Source organism: Pseudonocardia nantongensis, from assembly GCF_046546495.1.
Taxonomy (GTDB): Bacteria; Actinomycetota; Actinomycetes; order Mycobacteriales; family Pseudonocardiaceae; genus Pseudonocardia; species Pseudonocardia nantongensis.
This window is the reverse complement of sequence record NZ_JBKGXT010000017.1, coordinates 69,652-89,061: the sequence shown is the minus strand read 5'-3', so window position 1 is coordinate 89,061 and position 19,410 is coordinate 69,652. Positions and strand designations below refer to the sequence as shown.

18 protein-coding genes are annotated in these 19,410 nt (G+C 73.1%); 10 read left to right on the top strand and 8 right to left on the bottom strand.

The window, feature by feature from the left end; all coding sequences use genetic code 11:
- The first annotated feature begins 116 nt into the window (after nt 1-116).
- The 4 genes from ACLFMI_RS18835 to ACLFMI_RS18820 all read left to right on the top strand — a co-directional run bounded on the left by ACLFMI_RS18835 (nt 117) and on the right by ACLFMI_RS18820 (nt 4,485).
- Complete coding sequence (locus tag ACLFMI_RS18835; RefSeq protein ID WP_410949206.1) at nt 117-821, top strand: GntR family transcriptional regulator; 705 nt, start codon at nt 117-119, stop codon at nt 819-821.
- Nucleotides 822-854: 33 nt separating this feature from the next.
- The gene (locus tag ACLFMI_RS18830) at nt 855-1,784 is read left to right on the top strand and encodes an acyl-CoA desaturase (protein WP_410949205.1); all 930 of its coding nucleotides are present in this window, start codon (nt 855-857) and stop codon (nt 1,782-1,784) included.
- Between the two features lie 189 nt (nt 1,785-1,973).
- On the top strand, nt 1,974-3,860 hold the full coding sequence (locus ACLFMI_RS18825) for an MDR family MFS transporter (RefSeq protein WP_410949204.1): 1,887 nt from the start codon (nt 1,974-1,976) through the stop codon (nt 3,858-3,860).
- The gene (locus tag ACLFMI_RS18820) at nt 3,853-4,485 is read left to right on the top strand and encodes a TetR/AcrR family transcriptional regulator (RefSeq protein ID WP_410949203.1); all 633 of its coding nucleotides are present in this window, start codon (nt 3,853-3,855) and stop codon (nt 4,483-4,485) included. The genes ACLFMI_RS18825 and ACLFMI_RS18820 overlap by 8 nt, the downstream gene beginning before the upstream one ends.
- Nucleotides 4,486-4,509: 24 nt before the next feature.
- On the opposite strand, the gene ACLFMI_RS18815 is transcribed toward ACLFMI_RS18820, so the two are convergent.
- The gene (locus ACLFMI_RS18815; protein ID WP_410949202.1) at nt 4,510-5,103 is read right to left on the bottom strand and encodes an Rv1733c family protein; all 594 of its coding nucleotides are present in this window, start codon (nt 5,101-5,103) and stop codon (nt 4,510-4,512) included.
- Between the two features lie 321 nt (nt 5,104-5,424).
- On the opposite strand from ACLFMI_RS18815, the gene ACLFMI_RS18810 reads away from it, so the two are divergent.
- From ACLFMI_RS18810 to ACLFMI_RS18800, 3 genes are read left to right on the top strand one after another with little or no spacing between them, the layout of a single operon-like run.
- On the top strand, nt 5,425-5,628 hold the full coding sequence (locus tag ACLFMI_RS18810; protein WP_410949201.1) for a heavy-metal-associated domain-containing protein: 204 nt from the start codon (nt 5,425-5,427) through the stop codon (nt 5,626-5,628).
- 30 nt (nt 5,629-5,658) lie between these two features.
- Nucleotides 5,659-5,856 (top strand): hypothetical protein, encoded by a 198-nt coding sequence (locus ACLFMI_RS18805; RefSeq protein WP_410949200.1) that lies wholly within the window; start codon nt 5,659-5,661, stop codon nt 5,854-5,856.
- On the top strand, nt 5,853-8,111 hold the full coding sequence (locus ACLFMI_RS18800; protein ID WP_410949199.1) for a heavy metal translocating P-type ATPase: 2,259 nt from the start codon (nt 5,853-5,855) through the stop codon (nt 8,109-8,111). Before ACLFMI_RS18805 ends, ACLFMI_RS18800 begins: the two co-directional genes overlap by 4 nt.
- 181 nt (nt 8,112-8,292) lie before the next feature.
- Here the strand turns inward: ACLFMI_RS18800 and ACLFMI_RS18795 are convergent, their stop codons facing one another.
- The 3 genes from ACLFMI_RS18795 to ACLFMI_RS18785 form a co-directional block, all read right to left on the bottom strand.
- On the bottom strand, nt 8,293-8,616 hold the full coding sequence (locus ACLFMI_RS18795; protein ID WP_410949198.1) for a hypothetical protein: 324 nt from the start codon (nt 8,614-8,616) through the stop codon (nt 8,293-8,295).
- Between the two features lie 143 nt (nt 8,617-8,759).
- A complete protein-coding gene (gene msrA, locus ACLFMI_RS18790) occupies nt 8,760-9,272 on the bottom strand; it encodes a peptide-methionine (S)-S-oxide reductase MsrA (protein ID WP_410949197.1) in 513 nt (170 codons plus the stop codon).
- A 189-nt stretch (nt 9,273-9,461) separates the two neighbouring features.
- Nucleotides 9,462-10,796 (bottom strand): AI-2E family transporter, encoded by a 1,335-nt coding sequence (locus ACLFMI_RS18785; RefSeq protein WP_410949196.1) that lies wholly within the window; start codon nt 10,794-10,796, stop codon nt 9,462-9,464.
- A gap of 220 nt (nt 10,797-11,016) precedes the next feature.
- Between ACLFMI_RS18785 and ACLFMI_RS18780 the strand changes: the two genes are divergently transcribed.
- Nucleotides 11,017-11,148, top strand: a complete 132-nt coding sequence (locus ACLFMI_RS18780) for a hypothetical protein (protein WP_410949195.1) — start codon at nt 11,017-11,019, stop codon at nt 11,146-11,148.
- Here ACLFMI_RS18780 and ACLFMI_RS18775 read toward each other — a convergent pair.
- From ACLFMI_RS18775 to ACLFMI_RS18765, 3 genes are read right to left on the bottom strand one after another with little or no spacing between them, the layout of a single operon-like run.
- On the bottom strand, nt 11,121-11,912 hold the full coding sequence (locus ACLFMI_RS18775) for a fumarylacetoacetate hydrolase family protein (protein WP_410949194.1): 792 nt from the start codon (nt 11,910-11,912) through the stop codon (nt 11,121-11,123). The genes ACLFMI_RS18780 and ACLFMI_RS18775 overlap by 28 nt on opposite strands.
- A complete protein-coding gene (locus tag ACLFMI_RS18770; protein ID WP_410949193.1) occupies nt 11,909-14,875 on the bottom strand; it encodes an FAD-binding and (Fe-S)-binding domain-containing protein in 2,967 nt (988 codons plus the stop codon). The genes ACLFMI_RS18775 and ACLFMI_RS18770 overlap by 4 nt, the downstream gene beginning before the upstream one ends.
- 46 nt (nt 14,876-14,921) lie before the next feature.
- Nucleotides 14,922-16,088, bottom strand: coding sequence for a pyridoxal-phosphate-dependent aminotransferase family protein (locus ACLFMI_RS18765; protein ID WP_410949192.1), 1,167 nt, complete (start codon nt 16,086-16,088; stop codon nt 14,922-14,924).
- A gap of 261 nt (nt 16,089-16,349) precedes the next feature.
- On the opposite strand from ACLFMI_RS18765, the gene ACLFMI_RS18760 reads away from it, so the two are divergent.
- Nucleotides 16,350-17,870: an SLC13 family permease gene (locus ACLFMI_RS18760; protein WP_410949191.1), complete on the top strand. Its 1,521-nt coding sequence runs from the start codon at nt 16,350-16,352 to the stop codon at nt 17,868-17,870.
- Nucleotides 17,871-17,877: 7 nt separating this feature from the next.
- Nucleotides 17,878-18,735 carry an IclR family transcriptional regulator gene (locus tag ACLFMI_RS18755; protein ID WP_410949190.1) on the top strand — a complete coding sequence of 286 codons (858 nt, stop codon included), beginning with the start codon at nt 17,878-17,880 and terminating at the stop codon, nt 18,733-18,735.
- On the opposite strand, the gene ACLFMI_RS18750 is transcribed toward ACLFMI_RS18755, so the two are convergent.
- Nucleotides 18,624-19,379 carry a GntR family transcriptional regulator gene (locus ACLFMI_RS18750; protein WP_410949189.1) on the bottom strand — a complete coding sequence of 252 codons (756 nt, stop codon included), beginning with the start codon at nt 19,377-19,379 and terminating at the stop codon, nt 18,624-18,626. The two genes, ACLFMI_RS18755 and ACLFMI_RS18750, sit on opposite strands and share 112 nt — an antisense overlap.
- Nucleotides 19,380-19,410: the final 31 nt, after the last annotated feature.

Here is a 19,410-nt window from a genome sequence, read left to right as displayed (position 1 = left end):
TCGTTGTGTACAACTACCGCAATCGTGCCTTGTGTTCGGTGCGCTGACCAGCCTCCCCGGATTGCGCGTCGCACGTACCCTCGTAGGTTGCATACACGAGGAGGTGCGCAGAGCCGATGGTCGACACGGCACCGCGACGAGCGTCCGAACGGGCCCAGCACGCGTTGCGCGAGGACATCCTCTCCGGCGCGCTGCCCGGCGGCACGCACCTGGGTGAGGTCGAACTGGCCGACCGGCTGGGCCTGTCCCGCACCCCCGTCCGGGAGGCGCTGACCCGGCTCGCCGCCGAGGGGCTCGTCGAGCTGCATCCGCACCGCGGAGCGCGGGTCACCCGGTTCACCGACACCGACCTGGACGACATCTTCGACGTCCGGCGGGCCCTGGAGCCGCGCGCCACCGAGCGGGCCGCCGCCCGCGCCACCCCGGCCGAGCTGGACGAGCTCGACGCGCTGGCCAGGACGATGCTCGCGACCGGCGCGCCCGGCCCCGACCAGGACCTCGACGGCCTGGTCGAGCTGAACCGGCGCTTCCACGCACGCCTGGTGGAGATCGCCGACGCGCCCGCGCTCGCGTCGGCACTGGCCGGCGTGATCCACGCACCGGTCGTCCTGCGCACCTTCCACACCTACGACGCGGCGTCGCTCGCCCGCAGCCTGGCCCACCACGTGGAGATCGTCGCGGCGATGCGGGCCGGCGACGGCGGATGGGCCGCAGCGGTCATGGTCGGTCACGTCGCCAACGCCCGTGCCGTCATGACCGGGGGCAGCCATGGCCGGGAACCGCATGACCGGGGCCGCCGGAACGGGGGTTCTCCCCACTGACCGGGGTGGTGCGAACCGGAACGATCGGAGGCCGTGACCGACACCCGGCCCGCAGCTTCCCGCGATCTCTCCGATCAGCTCCGCCACCCCGTTCCGCACCTGTTCGTCTACGCCTTCGCGATCGTCCCGGCACTCGCCCTGTTCGCGGCGGTCCCGCTGGCCTGGGGCCGGGGCCTGTCCTGGCTCGACGCCGGGATGGCACTCGGTCTCTACGCGATCTCGATGCTGGGTGTCACCGTCGGCTTCCACCGGTACTTCACGCACGGCTCGTTCAAGGCCAACCGGGCGCTGCGGATCGCGCTCGCGGTCGCCGGGAGCCTGGCCGTGCAGGGCCCGGTCCGGCACTGGGTCGCCGATCACCGCCGGCACCACGCCTACGCCGACGCCGAGGGCGACCCGCACTCGCCGTGGCGGTACGGCACCTCCCCGGCCGCGCTGGTGCGCGGGTTCTGGCACGCCCACATGGGCTGGATCTTCGACCGCTCGCTCACCGACCAGCGCCGGTTCACCCCGGACCTGCTCGCCGACCCGGACCTCGACCGGGTGCACCGGGCCTTCAGCGTGATCACCATCGCCGGGCTGTTCGGGCCGGCGCTGGTCGGCGGGCTCGTCACCGGGACCTGGTGGGGCGCGTTCACCGCGTTCTTCTGGGCCGGGCTGGTCCGGACCGCGGTCTCGCACCACGTCGCGTGGTCCACGAACTCGATCTGCCACCTGGTCGGCGAGCGGCCGTGGCGGTCCCGGGACCGCTCGACCAACGTCTGGCTGCTGGCGATCCCGAGCATGGGCGAGTCCTGGCACAACCTGCACCACGCCGACCCGACCTCGGCCCGGCACGGCGTCGGCCGCGGCGAGATCGACATCTCGGCCGGGACGATCCGGCTGTTCGAGAAGCTCGGCTGGGCCACCGACGTCAAGTGGCCGACGCAGCGGCGCCTGGCCCGGATCACCGCCGGGCGGTAGATCCCGGGATGCAGGTCCCGAGTCGTCGCTCCGTGTGCCGGAGTGCCGGTTTTGCCGGGTCTGCAGACATGCGCGATGTGCGGCGACGCACACCCCGCAAACTTGCACGCACTGCATGTTCGCGGCCAGACTCGTTGTGTGACGTCAACTATTGCCGAATCGCGCACGCGCGCCCAACACCGCCGGGATGTGGTCCTGCCGCTGACCGGGCTCCTGATGGCCCTGTTCGTCGGCGTGCTGTCCAGCACCATCGTCTCCAACGCCCTCCCCCGGATCCTGGGCGACCTCGGCGGGACCCAGGCCGAGTACACCTGGGTGGTCTCGGCCTCGCTGCTGGCGATGACGGCCTCCACCCCGATCTGGGGCAAGCTCGCCGACCTCTACTCGAAGAAGCTGCTGGTCCAGGCGGCGATCGGGATCTTCCTGGTCGGTTCGGTGCTGTGCGGGCTGGCCACCGAGACGTCACAGCTGATCGGGTTCCGGGTGTTGCAGGGCCTGGGGATGGGCGGCCTGCAGTCGCTCGCCCAGGTGGTCATCGCCGCGATCATCACCCCGCGCGAGCGCGGCCGGTACATGGGCTACCTCTCCGCGATCATGTCGGTCGCGGTGGTCGGCGGCCCGCTGCTCGGCGGCGTCATCGTGGACTCGCCGCTGGGCTGGCGCTGGTGCTTCTTCGTCGGCGTCCCGCTGGCGGCGATCTCGCTGCTGGTGCTGCAGCGCACGCTGAACGTGACGACCGAGAAGCGCGACGACGTCTCGATCGACTACCTCGGTGCGCTCCTGATCGCGGTCGGTGTCTCGGCCCTGCTGCTGTGGACCTCGCTCGGTGGCAAGCAGTTCGCCTGGGGCTCGCCGACCTCGCTCGGCCTGATCGGCGGCGGCCTGCTGGTGCTGGTGCTCGCGGTCGTCGTCGAGCGCCGCGCGAAGGAGCCGGTGATCCCGCCGTTCCTGTTCCGGGACCGGACGTTCGTGCTGGCCACCGTGGCGAGCCTGTTCGTCGGCGTCGCGATGTTCGGCTCGACGATCTTCCTGTCCCAGTACTTCCAGCTGTCCCGCGGCGCGAGCGCGACCGAGGCCGGCCTGATGACCCTGCCGATGATCGTCGGCATGTTCCTGGCGTCGAACATCGCCGGGCAGCTGATCAGCCGGTTCGGCAGGTGGAAGCGCTACCTGGTGTTCGGTACCGCGTCGCTGACCGTGGGACTCACCCTCGAGGCACTGCTCATCACCTCGACGGTGCCGTACTGGCAGATCGCGATCGCGATGGCCCTGGTCGGCCTCGGCGTCGGCGCGACCCAGCAGAACCTGGTGCTCGCGGTGCAGAACACCGTCGCCCTGCGCAACATGGGCGCGGCCAGCTCCACGGTCACCTTCTTCCGGTCGCTGGGCGGCTCGGCCGGCGTCGCGGGGCTGGGCGCGCTGCTGGCCTCGGTGGTGGCGTCCCGGACGGCCTCCGGGCTGGCCGACGCCGGGATCGGCGGGCAGGCCAACGCGGTCAGCGGTGGCCAGGTGCCGAACCTGGCCGAGCTTCCCGAGCCGATCCGGTCGATCGTGATGGACTCCTACGGGCACGCGATCGCGGACATCTTCGCGGTCGCCGCCCCGCTGGCGCTGCTCGCCCTGATCGCGGTCTCGTTCCTGCGGGAGAAGCCGCTGCGCGACACCATCGACATCGAGCAGCCGCGACCGGAACGGATCGACGAACCAGCCACCGTCGGCCGGCACCAGACGAACGGCGTCACGCCAGGCCCGGTGCTGCACGGCACCGTCCGGGCCGACGGATTCCCCGCCGGGGGCGCGATGCTGACCGTCCTGGACACCGACGGCAGCGAACTCGGCCGTACCCGGGCCGACGACACCGGCCTCTACCAGATCCAGGTCGACACCGGCACCGTCTCCACGATCTACAACTGGAACGGCCGCCCGGCGGCCCACCGGGTGACGGTGCCGGTCGAGGGCCTGCACCTGGACGTCGACCTCGGCCCCGCCCGCGACGACCCGGCCACCGACCGGGTCCCGGCCGTCTCGGTGATCGGGACCCCGGCCCGGGACAACGTGGGAGCCGACCGTGGCTGACCCGGCGGACGCCTGCCCGCCAGGGCGGCGGGAGCGGAAGAAGGCCGCGACCCGGGCCGCGCTGGCCGAGGCCGCGCTACGGCTGTGCAGCGAGCACGGGCTCGAGCACGTGACGGTCGACCGGATCGCCGATGCTGCCGACGTCGCGCCGCGGACGTTCTTCAACTACTTCGCCTCCAAGGAGGAGGCGGTGGTGGCCGGGGACACCGCGTCCGCGCACGCGCTGGTCGAGGCGTTCACCGCGCGCCCGCCGGACGAGCCGGTGACCGAGGCGTTGCGGCACGCGCTGCGGGCCGTGGTCGACGAGCCCGGGTACCGGGAACGGGTGCTGCAGATGCGCCGGCTGCGCGGGAACCCGACCCTGCTGGCGCATCAGATCGGGGCGTTCGTGGCCCAGGAGCAGGCCCTGGCCGGTGCGGTCGCCGACCGTACCGGCGTCGACCCGGCCCGCGATCTGCACCCGTCGCTGGTGGCGGCCGCGGCCGTCGCCGGGCTGCGGGTCGCGGTCCAGCACTGGCTCGGCGACCACGGCGCCGACCCGCGCGGGGCGGACCTGCCGGAGCTGGTCGACGAGGTGGTCGGGCTGTTCGACGCCGGGCTGCGTTCCCTCGCCCCGGCCCCCTGACGGCCTGCCCGGTGCGGGCCCGGGTCAGGCCCGGCGCCGCCCGGACCACTGCGGCTCGACGTCGGCCCAGCCCAGCTCCCAGGCGCGGGCGATCCGCGCGCCGGTCCAGTAGTAGCCGAGCCTGCCGAGCAGCAGCACCACGATCCCGCACCCGATGACCGTCATCAGCCCGGTCGCGACGGCGACCACCACCGCGTCCTCGGCGGTGCTCGGTGGCAACGCCAGCTCCCCGGACCGGTCCACCCAGACCTCGACCCGGTCCCCCGGCTCGTAGAGCCCGGTCAGCGTGGTCCCACCGGTCTCCTCCCGGCCGTCCGGGGTGGTGTAGCGCACCGTCGCGGTCTGCTGCCCGGACTGCATCTCCGTCACCGCGACCACCCGGTCGACGACCGTGGCCTGCACCGGCGCCCGCTCCGCCGCCTCCACCGCGGCGCGCTCCTGCACGGCCTGCTGCGCCGCCCCACCGGCGACCCAGCCGACGGCCAGCCCGGCCGCGGCGAGCAGGCCGAGCAGGACGCTCAACGCGTCCTCCCAGCGGGTGGCCCGCCGCCGCAGGCGGGCCGGGTCGTCGGCGGCCGGGCGGGGGCCGGTCCGTCCGGGGCCGTCCGCGGTGCGCATGGTTCCTCCTGCCGTCCGGGGGTCGGGCCGCCTCCCCCGGCGGGCCCACTCCCTCCTCTGTACCCACGATCGGTGATCGAACCGATGCGGTGGGTCGGAGATCACCCCGCCGGACGACCGGAACCCGGCATCCGGGACACCGGTGATCACGCTCCGCGGTGACCTGCGCCGCACCATCGGCCCGTTCGCCGCAGCCGGGCCGACACTCGCCGTCGCGGGCCGGACGCGACGGCGCACTCGTACCCCCAGGGGGTATGATGGTGAGCGACCGCGACGCCGGTCCGTTCCTGACCGCTCCCCGACCCGGAGGGAAGGTTCCCGATGAGCACCGCCACCTACACCGTCACCGGCATGACCTGCCAGCACTGCGTCGCCTCGGTCACCGAGGAGGTCGGTGAGCTCGACGGCGTCACCGGCGTCGAGGTCGACCTCCCGACCGGCGCGGTCACCGTGACCAGCGACGCCCCGGTCGCGGACGACGCCGTCCGCTCCGCCGTCGAGGAGGCCGGCTACCAGCTGGCCTGACCACCGACCCCGCCCGGGAGGACCCCGACGATGAGCACCGCAGCCCGTCTCTGTGCCTACGGCGCGGCCGTCGCCCTGCTCACCGCCGGTGCGTACCTGGCCGGGACCACCGTCCCGCCCCCGTCCTGGCTCGGCCCGGCACCGGCCGTGGCCGGGCACGGGATCGTCGACGGTGGCGCCGGCGCGGGGACCGGGCACTCCGACCACGCGCCGGTGGGCACGCCGTGACCGCCACCACCCCGCAGCGGGTGCAGCAGATCGAGATCGCCATCGGCGGGATGACCTGTGCGTCGTGCGCGAACCGGGTCGAGCGCAAGCTGAACAAGCTCGACGGCGTGTCCGCGACGGTCAACTACGCCACCGAGAAGGCGCGCGTGCAGGCCCCCGGCGGGATCGGCACCGACCGGCTGGTCGAGACCGTCGCGGCGGCCGGATACACCGCGACGCTGCCGGGCCCCCGGACCGGCCCCGACGCCGAGGGGGACGATCCCGACGGCACCCTGGACCTGCGCGACCGGCTGGCGGTGGCGGCGGTGCTGTCGCTGCCGGTGGTCGTGCTGGCGATGGTCCCGGCCTGGCAGTTCGTCAACTGGCAGTGGGCCTCGCTGGTACTCACGGTGCCGGTCTGGGTCTGGGCCGGTGAGCCGTTCCACCGGGCGACGCTGACCGGTCTGCGGCACGGCGCGGCGACGATGGACACGCTCATCTCGCTGGGCACCACGGCCGCGATGGCCTGGTCGCTGTACGCGCTGTTCCTCGGCACCGCCGGGGCCCCGGGGATGACGCACGCCTTCGAGCTGACCGTCGTCCCGTCCGACGGCGCCGGCAACATCTACCTCGAGGTCGTCGCGGGCGTGATCACGTTCGTGCTGGCCGGGCGGTACTTCGAGGCCCGCTCCAAGCGCCGGGCCGGGGCGGCGCTGCGCGCGCTGCTGGAGCTCGGCGCGAAGGACGTGACGGTCCGCCGGGACGGGACAGAGGTCCGGATCCCGGTCGCACGCCTGGCCGTCGGCGACGAGTTCGTGGTGCGGCCGGGCGAGAAGATCGCCACCGACGGCGAGGTCGTCGAGGGCAGCTCCGCGGTCGACGTCTCGATGCTCACCGGCGAGTCGGTGCCGGTCGAGGTCCGGACCGGCGAGGGCGTCGTCGGGGCCTGCGTCAACGCGGGCGGCCGGCTGGTCGTGCGGGCGACCCGGGTCGGGTCGCAGACCCGGCTGGCGCAGATGGCCCGGCTCGTCGAGGACGCGCAGAGTGGCAAGGCGGCCGTGCAGCGGCTCGCCGACCGGATCTCCGGGGTGTTCGTGCCGATCGTGATCGCGGTCGCGTTCGCCACCCTCGGCTTCTGGTTCGGTGCGGGGGTCGGTGCGACCGGCGCGTTCACTTCCGCGGTCGCGGTGCTGATCATCGCCTGCCCGTGCGCGCTCGGCCTGGCCACGCCGACGGCGCTGCTGGTCGGCACCGGTCGCGGCGCCCAGCTGGGCATCCTGATCAAGGGCCCGGAGGTGCTGGAGTCGACTCGGCGGGTGGACACCGTGGTGCTGGACAAGACCGGCACCGTGACCACCGGCGCGATGGCGCTGGTCGGCGTGCACGCCGCCCCCGGGGTGCCCGACGACGAGGCGTTGCGGCTGGCCGGGGCGCTGGAACGGGCCTCCGAGCACCCGATCGCGGCCGCGATCGCGACCGCCGCGGCCGGGCGCACCGGCGACCTCCCCACGGTCGGGGACTTCGCCAACCACGAGGGCCTCGGGGTGCGGGGCACCGTCGAGGGACGTGCGGTGCTGGTCGGCCGGCCGGGTCTGCTGGAGCAGTGCTCGGTGCCGCTGACCCGCACGCTGGCGAAGGCGGCCCGGCGGGAGATCGCGCAGGGCCGGACCGCGGTCGCGGTGGCGTGGGACGGCGCCGCCCGCGCGGTGCTCGTCGTCGCGGACACCGTGAAGGACACCTCGGCCGAGGCGGTCGCGGAGTTCCGCAGGCTCGGGCTGACCCCGGTGCTGCTGACCGGGGACAACCGGGCGGTGGCCGAGTCGGTCGCGGCCGAGGTCGGGATCGGCACCGGCCCGGACACCGTGATCGCGGACGTGCTGCCCGCCGAGAAGCTCGCGGTGATCGAACGCCTGCAGGGTGAGGGCCGGGTCGTCGCGATGGTCGGCGACGGCGTCAACGACGCCGCCGCGCTCGCCAGGGCCGACCTCGGCCTGGCCATGGGCACCGGCACCGACGTCGCGATCGAGGCCTCGGACATCACCCTGGTCCGCGGGGACCTGCGGGCCGCCGCCGACGCCGTCCGGCTGTCCCGTCGCACGCTCGGCACCATCCGGACCAACCTGTTCTGGGCGTTCGCCTACAACACCGCGGCCATCCCGCTGGCCGCGCTCGGCCTGCTCAACCCGATGCTGGCCGGCGCGGCCATGGCCGTCAGCTCGCTGTGCGTCGTCGCCAACAGCCTGCGCCTGCGCCGCTTCCACCCCCACACCACCTGATCCCGGGCGCCCCACCCCCACTGCCGGGGTGGGTGCTGGCAGGACCAGTGGATCAGTCGGTGCCGGGGGAACGGATGGCCGCACGCCTGCTCGTGCCGATCGTGGCGCTCGCGCTGCTCCCAACAACGCGGCCCCGCCGTTCGACGATCTGCGGGTCCGGCAGGCCGTGCGGCACGCGGTGTCAGCCGACCAGGGCGACCTGGCTCCGCTCCGGCGCCCCGTACGCGTCGACGATCCGGTTCAGCTCGGCCTGGTAGTAGAGGCTCTGCAGGCCGAACACGAAGCACAGCAGCAGCCCGACCACCGGGTTGCAGGTGACCGGGATCCCGGCCGAACGCTGGGCGTCGGCGATCCGGCGGCCGGTGTTGTAGAAGGAGATCAGCGGCGCGACGACGGTCCAGCTCAGTGTGCGGAACGGAGTGCCCGCTCGTCGCCGGACACACCTCGTCGTCGCCAGGGGCCGGGGGCTCGTTAACGATCGAGGCGCTCCGGGACCGGAGGTCATCAGAACTGACGATGCTGCTGCGTCCAGCGCAGCGTCCTACGACGCACGGCGTATCCGAACCACCCGATCCCGACGCCGGGCCTGCAGACGACGCAGCGCCCGCCCCCGGGGTACGGGGACGGGCGCTCGTGGTGGGAGGGGCGTCAGCTCGTCGTCGCGGTCCGCTTCGGCAGCACCCAGTGCGGGCGCGGGAAGTGGCAGTTGTAGCCGTAGGGGTACTTCTGCAGGTAGTCCTGGTGCTCCGGCTCGGCCTCCCAGAAGTCACCGGCCGGCTCCACGTCGGTGGTGGCGCGCCCCGGCCAGAGCCCGGAGGCGTCGACGTCGGCGATGGTGTCCAGGGCGACCTTCTTCTGCTCCTCGGTCGTGTAGGAGATCACCGAGCGGTAGCTGCGGCCGATGTCGTTGCCCTGGCGGTCCTTGGTCGACGGGTCGTGGATCTGGAAGAAGAACTCCAGGATCTCGCGATAGGAGATCCCCGCCGGGTCGAACACGATCTCGACGGCCTCGGCGTGGTCGCCGTGGTTGCGGTAGGTCGCGTTCGGGGTGTTCGGGTCGCCGGAGTAGCCGACGCGGGTGGAGACGATCCCGGGCCGCTGGCGCAGTAGCTCCTGCACGCCCCAGAAGCAGCCGCCGGCGAGGATGGCGGTCTCGGTCATGGATGTGCCTCCCTGATGTCGGATCCGTCCCGTCCAACACGGTCGCACGGCCCGATGTTCCGTCGTCCCCGATCGACGGACGACGCACAGCCGGCGCAGCGGCAGCGCGGTGACCCGCGGCGTCGCCGACATCGTGCTCGTCGACGACTCGTTCTCCGCGCTGCTCGGGGCGGGCCACCGGGCGGGACGTCAGGCATGGCCCCCGCGCGCGTCCGCATCCGGTGCGCGGTCGTCCTCCGACGCCGCCACCGCCGTGGCGGCAGCGCTCGTCGACTCGGCCCCGGTCTCCGTCTCCGTCCCCGTGCCCGTCCCCGTCCCCGTCCCCGTCCCGGCACCGTCCTGTTCGGACCGGCCGCTGCCGTCGTCGTCGGCCGGCGGGACCGCGCCGTCGTTCCGCGGGTCGTTGCGGTCGATCTGCTCGCCCGTGTACCGCAGCAGCACGGCGACGACGGCGACCACCGGCACCGCGAGGAACGCCCCGCCGATGCCACCCATCGACCCGCCCGCGGTGACGCCGAGCAGCACCACGGCACCGTGCAGCCGCAGGCTCTGGCCCTGCAGCAACGGCTGCAGCACGTTGCCCTCCAGCTGCTGCACCGCGACGATGATCACCAGCACCACGATCGCCGTGGTGAGCCCCTGGGTGACCAGCGCGATCAGCACCGCGAGCGCACCGGCGACCAGCGCTCCGATGATCGGGATGAAGCCGCCGAGGAAGGTCAGCACCGCCAGCGGCAGCGCCAGCGGCACGCTCATGACCACCAGCCCGATCCCGATGAGCACCGCGTCGATCAGGCTGACCATGGCCTGCACCCGGATGAACCCGCCGAGCACCGCCCACATCCGGCTCAGCACCGCGCTCAGGTGCCGGCCGACCGACGGGCCGCTGATCGCGGTCAGCCAGGGCAGGAAGCGCGGGCCGTCCTTGATGAAGAAGAACGACAGGACCAGCGCCAGCACCACGTTGAGCAACCCGGACGCGAACGCCGAGACCCCGGTCAGCACGCCGCCGGCGATCGTGGTGGCGCTCTGCTGCACCTGCTGGGTGGCGGTGTCGAGCAGGCCGCCGAGCTCGCCCTCGCCGAGGTTGAACGGAGGACCGGCCAGCCAGCCCCGGATCTGCCCGATCCCGGCCACGACGCCGTTCGCGATCTGCTGTCCCTGCCCGACGACGGACGGGGCGATCGCCACGAAGATCCCGGTGACCACGCCGACCGCGACCAGCAGCGCGACGGCCGAGGCCAGCGCGGGCGGGAGCCGGTGCCTGATCAGCCAGCCGGCCGGCGGGCGCAGCACCGTGGTCAGCAGGATCGCCAGGACGACCGGCCAGACGACCGACCAGAACATGCCGATCACGTAGCCCAGCACCACGAACCCGACCGCGATCAGCGCGATCCGCAGGCCCCAGGCCGCCATCCAGGTGAGGCCGGCACCGATCGCCGCGCCCCGGGTCCGGGCGCCGTCGGTCCCCGGCTGCTGCGGACGCAGCACCGTCCCCCAGGCGTGACCTTCCCGCGACTCCATGCACCCACCCCGTTCCACGCCGTGTGCGGTGCGAACCCTAGTGCCGCGACCGGCCGACCGCGGCGCGCGGTGGCGGGACGTCGCCGGGCAGATGGCGGGATGCAGATGGCGGGATATTGACGACCCTCGTCGTCCCTGCCCCTTCTGGCCAGGGACCGGTGCGCGGATCCTCGACGTCGACGGGAACGGTCCCGCACACAGCCAGTCCGGAGGTTGTCCCATGTGGACGCAGATCCTGCTCTCCGCCACCGTCGTCCTCGGTGCCACCGCGACGTTCCGCGAGGTGCTGCGCGGCCGTCCGCGCCGGGTCCGGACGCGGATCGGCTACGACACCCGGTCACCCAGAACCTGAGATCCCGTTCCGGCCCGGGCGGCGACCGGGTTGGCGAGCCGCCCGAGCCCGTCGATCTCGACGGTGACCCGGTCACCGGGCACCATCGGCCCGACGCCGGCCGGGCTGCCGGTGAGCACGACGTCGCCGGGCCGCAGGGTGATCCACCGCGTGACGTGGGCGAGGATCTCCGGGACCGAGAAGATCATCCGACCGGTGTCGGAGCGCTGCACGGTCCGCTCGCCGAGCTCGGTGCTGAGCGTGCGCCCGCCGGCTCCGCGGTCGCCGAGGTCGGTCTCGATCCACGGCCCGAGCGGGCAGAAGGTGTCCGCGCTCTTCGCCCGGGTCCACTGCCCGTCGGCCCGCCAGTCGTCGGCGGTGACGTCGTTCGCGCAGGTCAGGCCCTGCACGTAGGACAATGCGTCGTCCTCGGGGATCTCCCGCGCGGTCCGCCCGATCACCACCGCCAGCTCGCCCTCGTACTCCAGCCGGTGCACCTCGGCCGGGTGCAGGATCGACTCCTCCGGACCGATGACGGCGTTCGGCGCCTTCAGGAACAGCGCCGGCTCGACCGGGTGCGGGCGACCCTTCTCCGCGACCTGACACCCGTAGTTGCTACCCACGCACACGATCGTGCGCGGCTCGCACGGCGCGAGCAGCCGCACCTCCTCGAGCCGGGCCAGCACCCTGCCCGTCCCGGGCGCGCGCACGACGTCGCCGTCCGGTCCGGCCTCCAGGAACCCGGCTCCCGCCCGTCCGTCGAGGGCGTAGCGGACGAGCCTCACGGCCGCTCGCCGGCGCCGTCGAGCGCGGAGCGCAGCAGCTCCAGCGGGTGCCAGGCGGTCCGCCCGGAGCCGTGGAAGATCTGCTGCCGGCAGGACACGCCGGTGGCGGCGACCAGCACGTCGTCGGGCTCGCGCTCGATGGCCGGGAGCAGCCGGTCCCGCCCGACCGTCATGGACGTCTCGTAGTGCTCGGCCTCGAAGCCGAACGAGCCGGCCATGCCGCAGCACCCCGAGTCGATCTCGGCGACCTCCAGGCCCGGGATCCGGCGCAGCAGCGCCACCGTCGCCGCGGTCCCGACCTCGGCCTTCTGGTGGCAGTGCCCGTGGAAGACCACCCGCCGTCCGGCCAGCCAGGACGACGGCGACGGCGTCAGCGATCCGGCGTCGATCGCCTCCACCAGCAGCTCCTCGACCTGCCGGACCCGCTCCCCGACCCGGCGCACCTCCGGCCGGTCGGGCAGCAGCGAGAGCGTCTCGTCGCGCAACGTGAACACGCACGACGGCTCGCACCCGACGATCGGTGAGTCCGACTCGGTGTTGATGATCAGCGAGGCGACCAGCCCGGACGCCTTGGCCCGCGCGTCGTCGACCATCCCCTTGGACAGGCTGGAGCGCCCGCAGCAGCCACCGCCGGCGAGCTCGACCCGCCAGCCGGCGGCCTCCAGCAGCTCGATGCCGGCCCGGCCGATGTGCGGCTCGGTGTAGGTGGTGAAGGAGTCCGCCAGCCAGTTCACCGTGCCGGTCGGCGGGGCGCCGGCGACCGGTGTGCCGCGGCGGCGGTACCAGCGCACCAGGTTGTTCCGGGCGAACCGCGGCAGCGGCCGTGCCGCGGTGATCCCGACGGTCCGCTCCGCCAGCGCCCGCAGCGGCCGGATCCGGCCCGGCAGGTTCGACAGCGGGGCGGTCGCCGAGCCGAGCCGGTTGAGCGAGCGGATCGCGCCGAACAACCGTGAGCGCAGCGGGGTGCCGTGCGTCTCGTGCTGCTGGTGCAGCGCCTCGGCCTTGAGCGAGGCCATGTCGACGCTCATCGGGCACTCGCTCTTGCAGGCCTTGCACATCAGGCAGAGATCGAGGATCTCGTGCAGCCGGTCGTCGCCCAGCGCGGCCGCCGGGTCCGGCTCGGAGAGCGCCTTCACCAGCGCGTTGGCCCGGCCCCGGGTGGAGTCCTCCTCGCGCAGGGTGGCCTGGTACGACGGGCACATCACCCCGGACGTGGTCTTGCGGCACAGGCCGATGTTCATGCAGCGGTCCGCCACGTCGCGCATCCCCGCACCGGGACCGCCGACCACCTCGAACGACAGCGCCGTGCTCAGCGGCGGCGCCGGCGGCAGCGCGTCCCGGTCGCGCAGGTTGTCGGTCATCGGCGGTGCATCGACGATCTTGCCCGGGTTCAGGACGCCTGCCGGGTCGAACAGCCGCTTGACCGCGCGCATGGCCTCGTACAGCTCGTCGCCGAAGACCTCCCGGTTGAACTCGGACCGGGCCAGGCCGTCGCCGTGCTCGCTGGAGTTGACGCCGCCGTACTCCGCGACCAGGTCCTTGACCTTCTCCGCGACCACCCGCATCGTGTCGACCTGCTCGGGATCGGTGAGATCGACGAACGGCCGGATGTGCAGGCAGCCGACCGAGCAGTGACCGTAGAAGCCGGCCTCCAGCCCGTGCTCGTCGAGGATCGCGGCGAACCGCTCGGTGTAGGCGGCGAGGTGCTCCGGCGCGACCGCGGTGTCCTCGATGAAGGCCAGCGGGCGCTTCGTCCCCTCCCCGGCGGCCATCAGCAGCCCCAGGCTGGACTTGCGGACCTTCAGCAGCGCGGCCTGCTCGGCCGGGGTGACCAGCTTGAGCGTGTGGTAGCCGTGCCCGTGCCGTTCCCACAGGTCGGCGACCGCGTCCACCTTCTCGACGAGGGCGGCCTCGTCGTCGCCGGAGAACGACACGAACAGCAGCGCAGCCGGGTCGCCGACCAGGTGGTTGCCCAGGTCGGCGTACTCGATCTTCTCCCGGGACAGGTCGAGGATGGTCCTGTCCATCATCTCGACCTGGTGCGGCGCGCAGCTCAGCGCGTCCAGGGTGGCCGAGATCGCGCCGTGCGTGGTGTCGAAGTGCCCGACCGCGTAGACCGTGCGCTTCGGCTTCGGCACCAGGTCGACGACGGCACGGGTGGCCAGCACCAGCGTCCCCTCCGCACCCACGACGAACTTCGCCAGGTCGAACGGGTTCGCCTCGCCGTAGCCGGCCAGCCGGTCCAGCCGGTAGCCGCAGGCCCGTCGCCAGAACAGCGGCATGCCCCCGGCGATCGCCTTCTCGTGCGCGCTCACCAGCTCGGGCAGCTCCCGGTAGATCCGACCCTCGAGGGTGTCGGCCTGCGCCCGGCGCAGCCGCTCGGCCTCGTCCACCGGCTCCAGCCGCGCCGTGGACCCGTCCGACAGCACGACGTCGAGCGCCCGGATGTGGTCGATCGTCATGCCGAAGGTGAGCGACCCGCTGCCGGCGGAGTTGTTGCCGAGCATCCCGCCGATCGTCGCCCGGTTGCTGGTGGAGGTGTCCGGGCCGAACATCAGGCCGTGCGCCGCGGCGGCCGCGTTGAGCTGGTCCTGCACCACCCCGACCTCGACGACGGCGGTCCCCGCATCCGGGTCGAGCTCGACGATCCGGTTCAGGTGCCGGGAGGTGTCCAGCACCAGGCCGGGCCCGACGGTCTGGCCGGCCAGGCTGGTGCCGGCGCCGCGCGCGACGACCGGCACCCCGAACTCCCCCGCCGTCCGGACCGCGGCGGCGACGTCGTCGTGGTCGAGCGGGAAGACCACGCCGGCCGGCATGATCGAGTACATGCTGGCGTCCCGGGAGAACAGGTGCCGGGTGTAGTCGTCGAAGGCGACCTCGCCGCGCACCCGGGCGCGCAGCGCCTGCTCGAGGTCCGCGGCGGGACGAGCGTCGGTGGCGGCGGCGATCGGTGCGGCGGTCATGCGGTGGTGGGTCCTCTCGCGCGGTTCGGCCGGGTCTCGGAGGTGGTCAGTCGGCCTGCAGCCGCTCCAGCGCGGCTTCCATCCCGGCCGGACCGGCCGGAACACCGGACAGGTTGAGTCCCATCTGGACGCCGGCGAGCGTGCCGGCGAGGGTGAGGTCGTTGAACGAGCCCAGGTGCCCGATCCGGAAGACCTTCCCGGCGAGCCGGCCCAGCCCGGCCCCCAGCGACATGTCGAACCGGTCCAGGACCACGCCGCGGATCTTGTCCGCATCCACCCCGTCGGGGACCAGCACCGCGGTCAGCGAGCCGGAGTGCTCGCGCTCGTCGAGGCAGAGCACCTCCAGGCCCCAGCCGCGGACGGCGGCCCGGGTCGCCTCGGCGTGCCGCGCGTGCCGGGCGAAGACGTTCGGCAGTCCCTCGTCGTAGAGCAGGCGCAGCGCCTCCCGCAGGCCGTACAGCAGGTTGGTGTTCGGGGTGTAGGGGAAGAAGCCGCGCTCGTTCGCGGCGAGCATCGGGGACCAGTCGAAGAACGTCGAGCGCAGGCCCGCGTCGCGGGAGGCGGCGAGGGCCTTGTCGCTGACCGCGTTGAAGCTCATCCCGGGCGGGAGCATCAGCCCCTTCTGCGACCCGGCGACGGTGACGTCGACGCCCCACTCGTCGTGCCGGTAGTCGATCGACCCGAGCGAGGAGATCGTGTCGACCAGCAGCAGCGCCGGGTGCTCCGCCGCATCGATCGCCGCCCGGATCTCCGGGATCCGGCTCACCACGCCGGTCGAGGTCTCGTTGTGCACCACGCACACGGCCTTGATCCGGCGCGCGGTGTCGGCGGCGAGCCGCTCGGCGACCACGCCGGGGTCGGCGCCGTGCCGCCAGTCGCCGGGCACGAAATCGACCTCGAGCCCGAGGCCGCGCGCCATCTCCTGCCAGAGCGTCGCGAAGTGCCCGGTCTCGAAGCTCAGCACGGCGTCCCCGGCGCTGAGCGTGTTGCGCAGCGCGGCCTCCCACGCGCCGGTCCCGGTGGCCGGGTAGATGATCACCGGGTTCGTCGTGCCGAAGACCGGCCGGATGTCGTGCAGCAGCTCGAGGGCGAGCCCCTGGAACTCGGGACCGCGGTGGTCGATGGTCGGCGCCGACATCGCTCGCAGCACCGGGTCCGGCACGTTGGTCGGGCCCGGGATCTGCAGGAAGTGGCGCCCTGCGGCGTACGTCATCTGTCCTCCGACGCTCGGCTCTGAGCGGTTCCGCATGACGGAACGCTGGTCCCGCCGGTCGAACGGTATACCGTCTACAGCACGCCGTCGAGGGGGTTGACACTCCGGATGTGACCCGGCTAATACTCGAATAAGGGAACGGCTCTTCCGTCATGCGGAAAGTCGGACTCCGCCGTGCACTCGCATTGCCGTGCATTCGTAGTGCTGTGCACTCGCATTCCAGTCCCCTGCGTCACCGTCGACCACAGAGGATCTGACCCGATGTCCATCCAACTCATCACGGTCGTCGCACTGGCGCTCGTATTCGTGATCGCAACCGTTCTCCCGGTCCACATGGGCGCACTGGCGTTCGTGGCCGCATTCGTGGTCGGGACGGCATTCGTCGGCGAGGACGCCGACGACATCGTCGCCGGATTCCCCGGTGACCTGTTCATCATCCTGGTCGGCGTCACGCTGCTCTTCGCGATCGCGAAGGGGAACGGGACGGTGGACCGGCTCATCCAGCTCGCGGTGCGGGCGGTGGGCGGCCGGATCGCCCTCATCCCCTGGGTGATGTTCCTGGTCACGGCCGCGCTCACGGCGGTGGGCGCGGTCGTCCCGGCCGCCGTCGCGATCATCGCCCCGGTCGGGATGGGATTCGCGCTGCGCTACCGGATCAATCCGATGCTGATGGGCCTGCTCATCATCAACGGCGGCAGCGCAGGCGGATTCTCGCCGATGAGCATCTTCGGCAGCATCACGAACGGCGTGGTGGAACGGAACAACCTGCCGGGCAGTCCGGCACTGCTGTTCGTCTCGTCGTTCCTGTTCAATCTGGTGCTCAGCGTCGTGGTGTTCTTCATCTTCGGTGGCCGCGAGCTGATGCAGCGTTCCGCCGAGATGGCGACCACGACGGTTCCCGGATCCGGCCGCACGGCGACCGGCGGCCGTACGACCTCGACCGAGCCCGCCACGGCGGCGTTCTCCGGCGCGACGGCCTCCTCGACGACGGTCGCGGCCGGCGGACCGGCGACCCCGTCCGGCGGCGGGGCCGGGGACGCGGCGTCGCCGGGCGGGGCCGGCACCGGCAGTGCCACCGGCGGGGCCGCCAGCGGGGCCACCGGCGGGGCCGCCAGCGGGGCCACCGGCGGGGCCGCCAGCGGGGCCACCGGCGCCGAGGCGGACGACCTGATGCGGGTGGAGCCGCTGACCCGCGACCACTGGTTCACCCTGATCGGGCTGGCGGCCCTGGCCGTCGGGGCGCTGGCGTTCGGTCTCGACGTCGGCTTCACCGCGCTGACCGTCGCCGCGGTGCTGTCGGTGATCTCGCCGGTGTCGGCGAAGGCGGCCGTCGGCCAGGTCGCGTGGCCCACCGTGCTGCTGATCTGCGGCATCGTCACGTTCGTCTCGCTGATGGAGCGGGTCGGCACGATCGACTGGCTGGGCAACCTGGTCACCGGGATCGGCGCCCCGCTGCTCGCGGCGATCATCATCTGCCTGATCGGTGGGATCGTGTCGGCGTTCGCCTCCACCACCGGGATCCTCGGTGCGCTCATCCCGCTCGCCGTCCCGTTCCTGCTCGCCGGGGAGGTCGGTGCGGTCGGGATGATCATCGCGCTGGCGATCTCGTCGTCGGTGGTGGACTCCTCGCCGTTCTCCACCAGTGGTGCCCTGGTCGTCGCGAACTCGCCGGTCGAGCAGAACGAGCGGGTCTTCCGCGGCCTGATGATCTGGGGCTTCTCGATGTGCGCGATCGCGCCGCTGGTGACCTGCCTGGTGTTCGTCGTCCCGGGTTGGCTGTAGCTCACCGATGAGCGCCTCCGAACGCGGCACGTCCGGTGTGCAGTCCGTCGCCCGCGCCTTCGCGCTGCTCGAGGTCATGGCGGAGGCGCGCGGCGAGCTGTCGGTCAGCGAGCTGGCCGAGGCGACCGGACTGCCACTGCCGACGATCCACCGGATCGTCCGCACCCTGCAGGAGCTCGGACAGGTGCACCAGCTGGCCAACCGCCGTTACACACTCGGGCCGCGGCTGGTCGGGCTGGGCGAGCGGGCTTCCCGGATGCTGGGGCTGCGGGCCGCGGAGGGTCTGAAGGCGCTGGCCGAGACGATCGGCGAGACCGCCAACCTCGCCGTCCTGGACGGCGACCGGGCGGTCTACACCGCCCAGGCACCGTCGCCGCGGCACTCGATGCGGATGTTCAGCGAGATCGGCCGGCGGGTGCCGCTGCACAGCACCGGGGTCGGGAAGGCGCTCTTGGCCCAGATGCCCGCCGAGACCGCCCGGCGGCTCCTGGCAGGCGCGGGCACGCCCCGGCTGACCGCGCACACCATCACCGGGATCGAGCCGTTGCTGGCCGAGCTCGCGGCGGCCCGGGACCGCGGCCACGCCCTGGACGACTCCGAGCACGAACTCGGCGTGTTCTGCGTCGCGGTACCCGTTCCGGGGGCTCCGTCACCGACGGCGTTGTCGGTGTCCGGCCCGACCACCCGGTTCTCCCGCGACCGGGCCGGCGAGGCCGCGGCGCTGCTGCGGGCCGCGGCCGCCCGGATGACCGGTCAGTTCGCGTGCCCGGAGCCCGCTCCGGCCCGGCGGGCGGCCAGCCACTCCTCGGACTCCGGCGTGCCGCCCTCGAGCCGGTCGACGACGTCGACGAGGAAGCTGCCGTGACCGTGGTCGGCCAGCGCCTCTTGCACCGCGTCCGGATCCCCGGCCTCGACGATCTCGAGGAGCTCGCGGTGCCGCTCGACGTTCTGCAGCAGGCTCTCCCGGTCCCGGCGGGCGGAGCGGTTGAGCGCCATGCACAGCTGCATCTGCAGCGACAGCGACCGGTAGGTCTCGGTCAGCCGCCGGTGCCCGGCGACCGCCACGATCGAGAGGTGGAAGTCGTACTTGCGCTGGGTGAACAGTCCCTCGTCACCGGACCGGCCGGCGTCGGCGAAGGCGGCGAGCGCCTCCCGGCACGCCACCAGGCGCCGCTCGTCGCGGACCGGCACGCCGAGCCGCACGGCGAAGGCCTCCAGCTCCTCGCGCAGGGTCACGATCTCGTAGACGTCGTGCCGGGTCAGGCTGCGCACGAACGCCCCGCGCCGGGGATGCGCGACGACCAGGCCCTCGTACCCCAGCGTCTGCAGCGCCTCGCGCAGCGGCGGCCGGGAGACCCCGAGGAGCTCGGTCAGCTTCGTCTCGACCAGCCGCTCCCCCGGCGCCAGCTCGCCGGAGAGGATCATCCCGCGCAGCGCCGAGGTCGCCAACTCGGCCATGCTCGGCGGGGCGACGATCCGGCCCCGGCCACCGATGTCGACGGCAGTCATCGCAGCTCCTCTCCGCTCCACTTCTGTATAC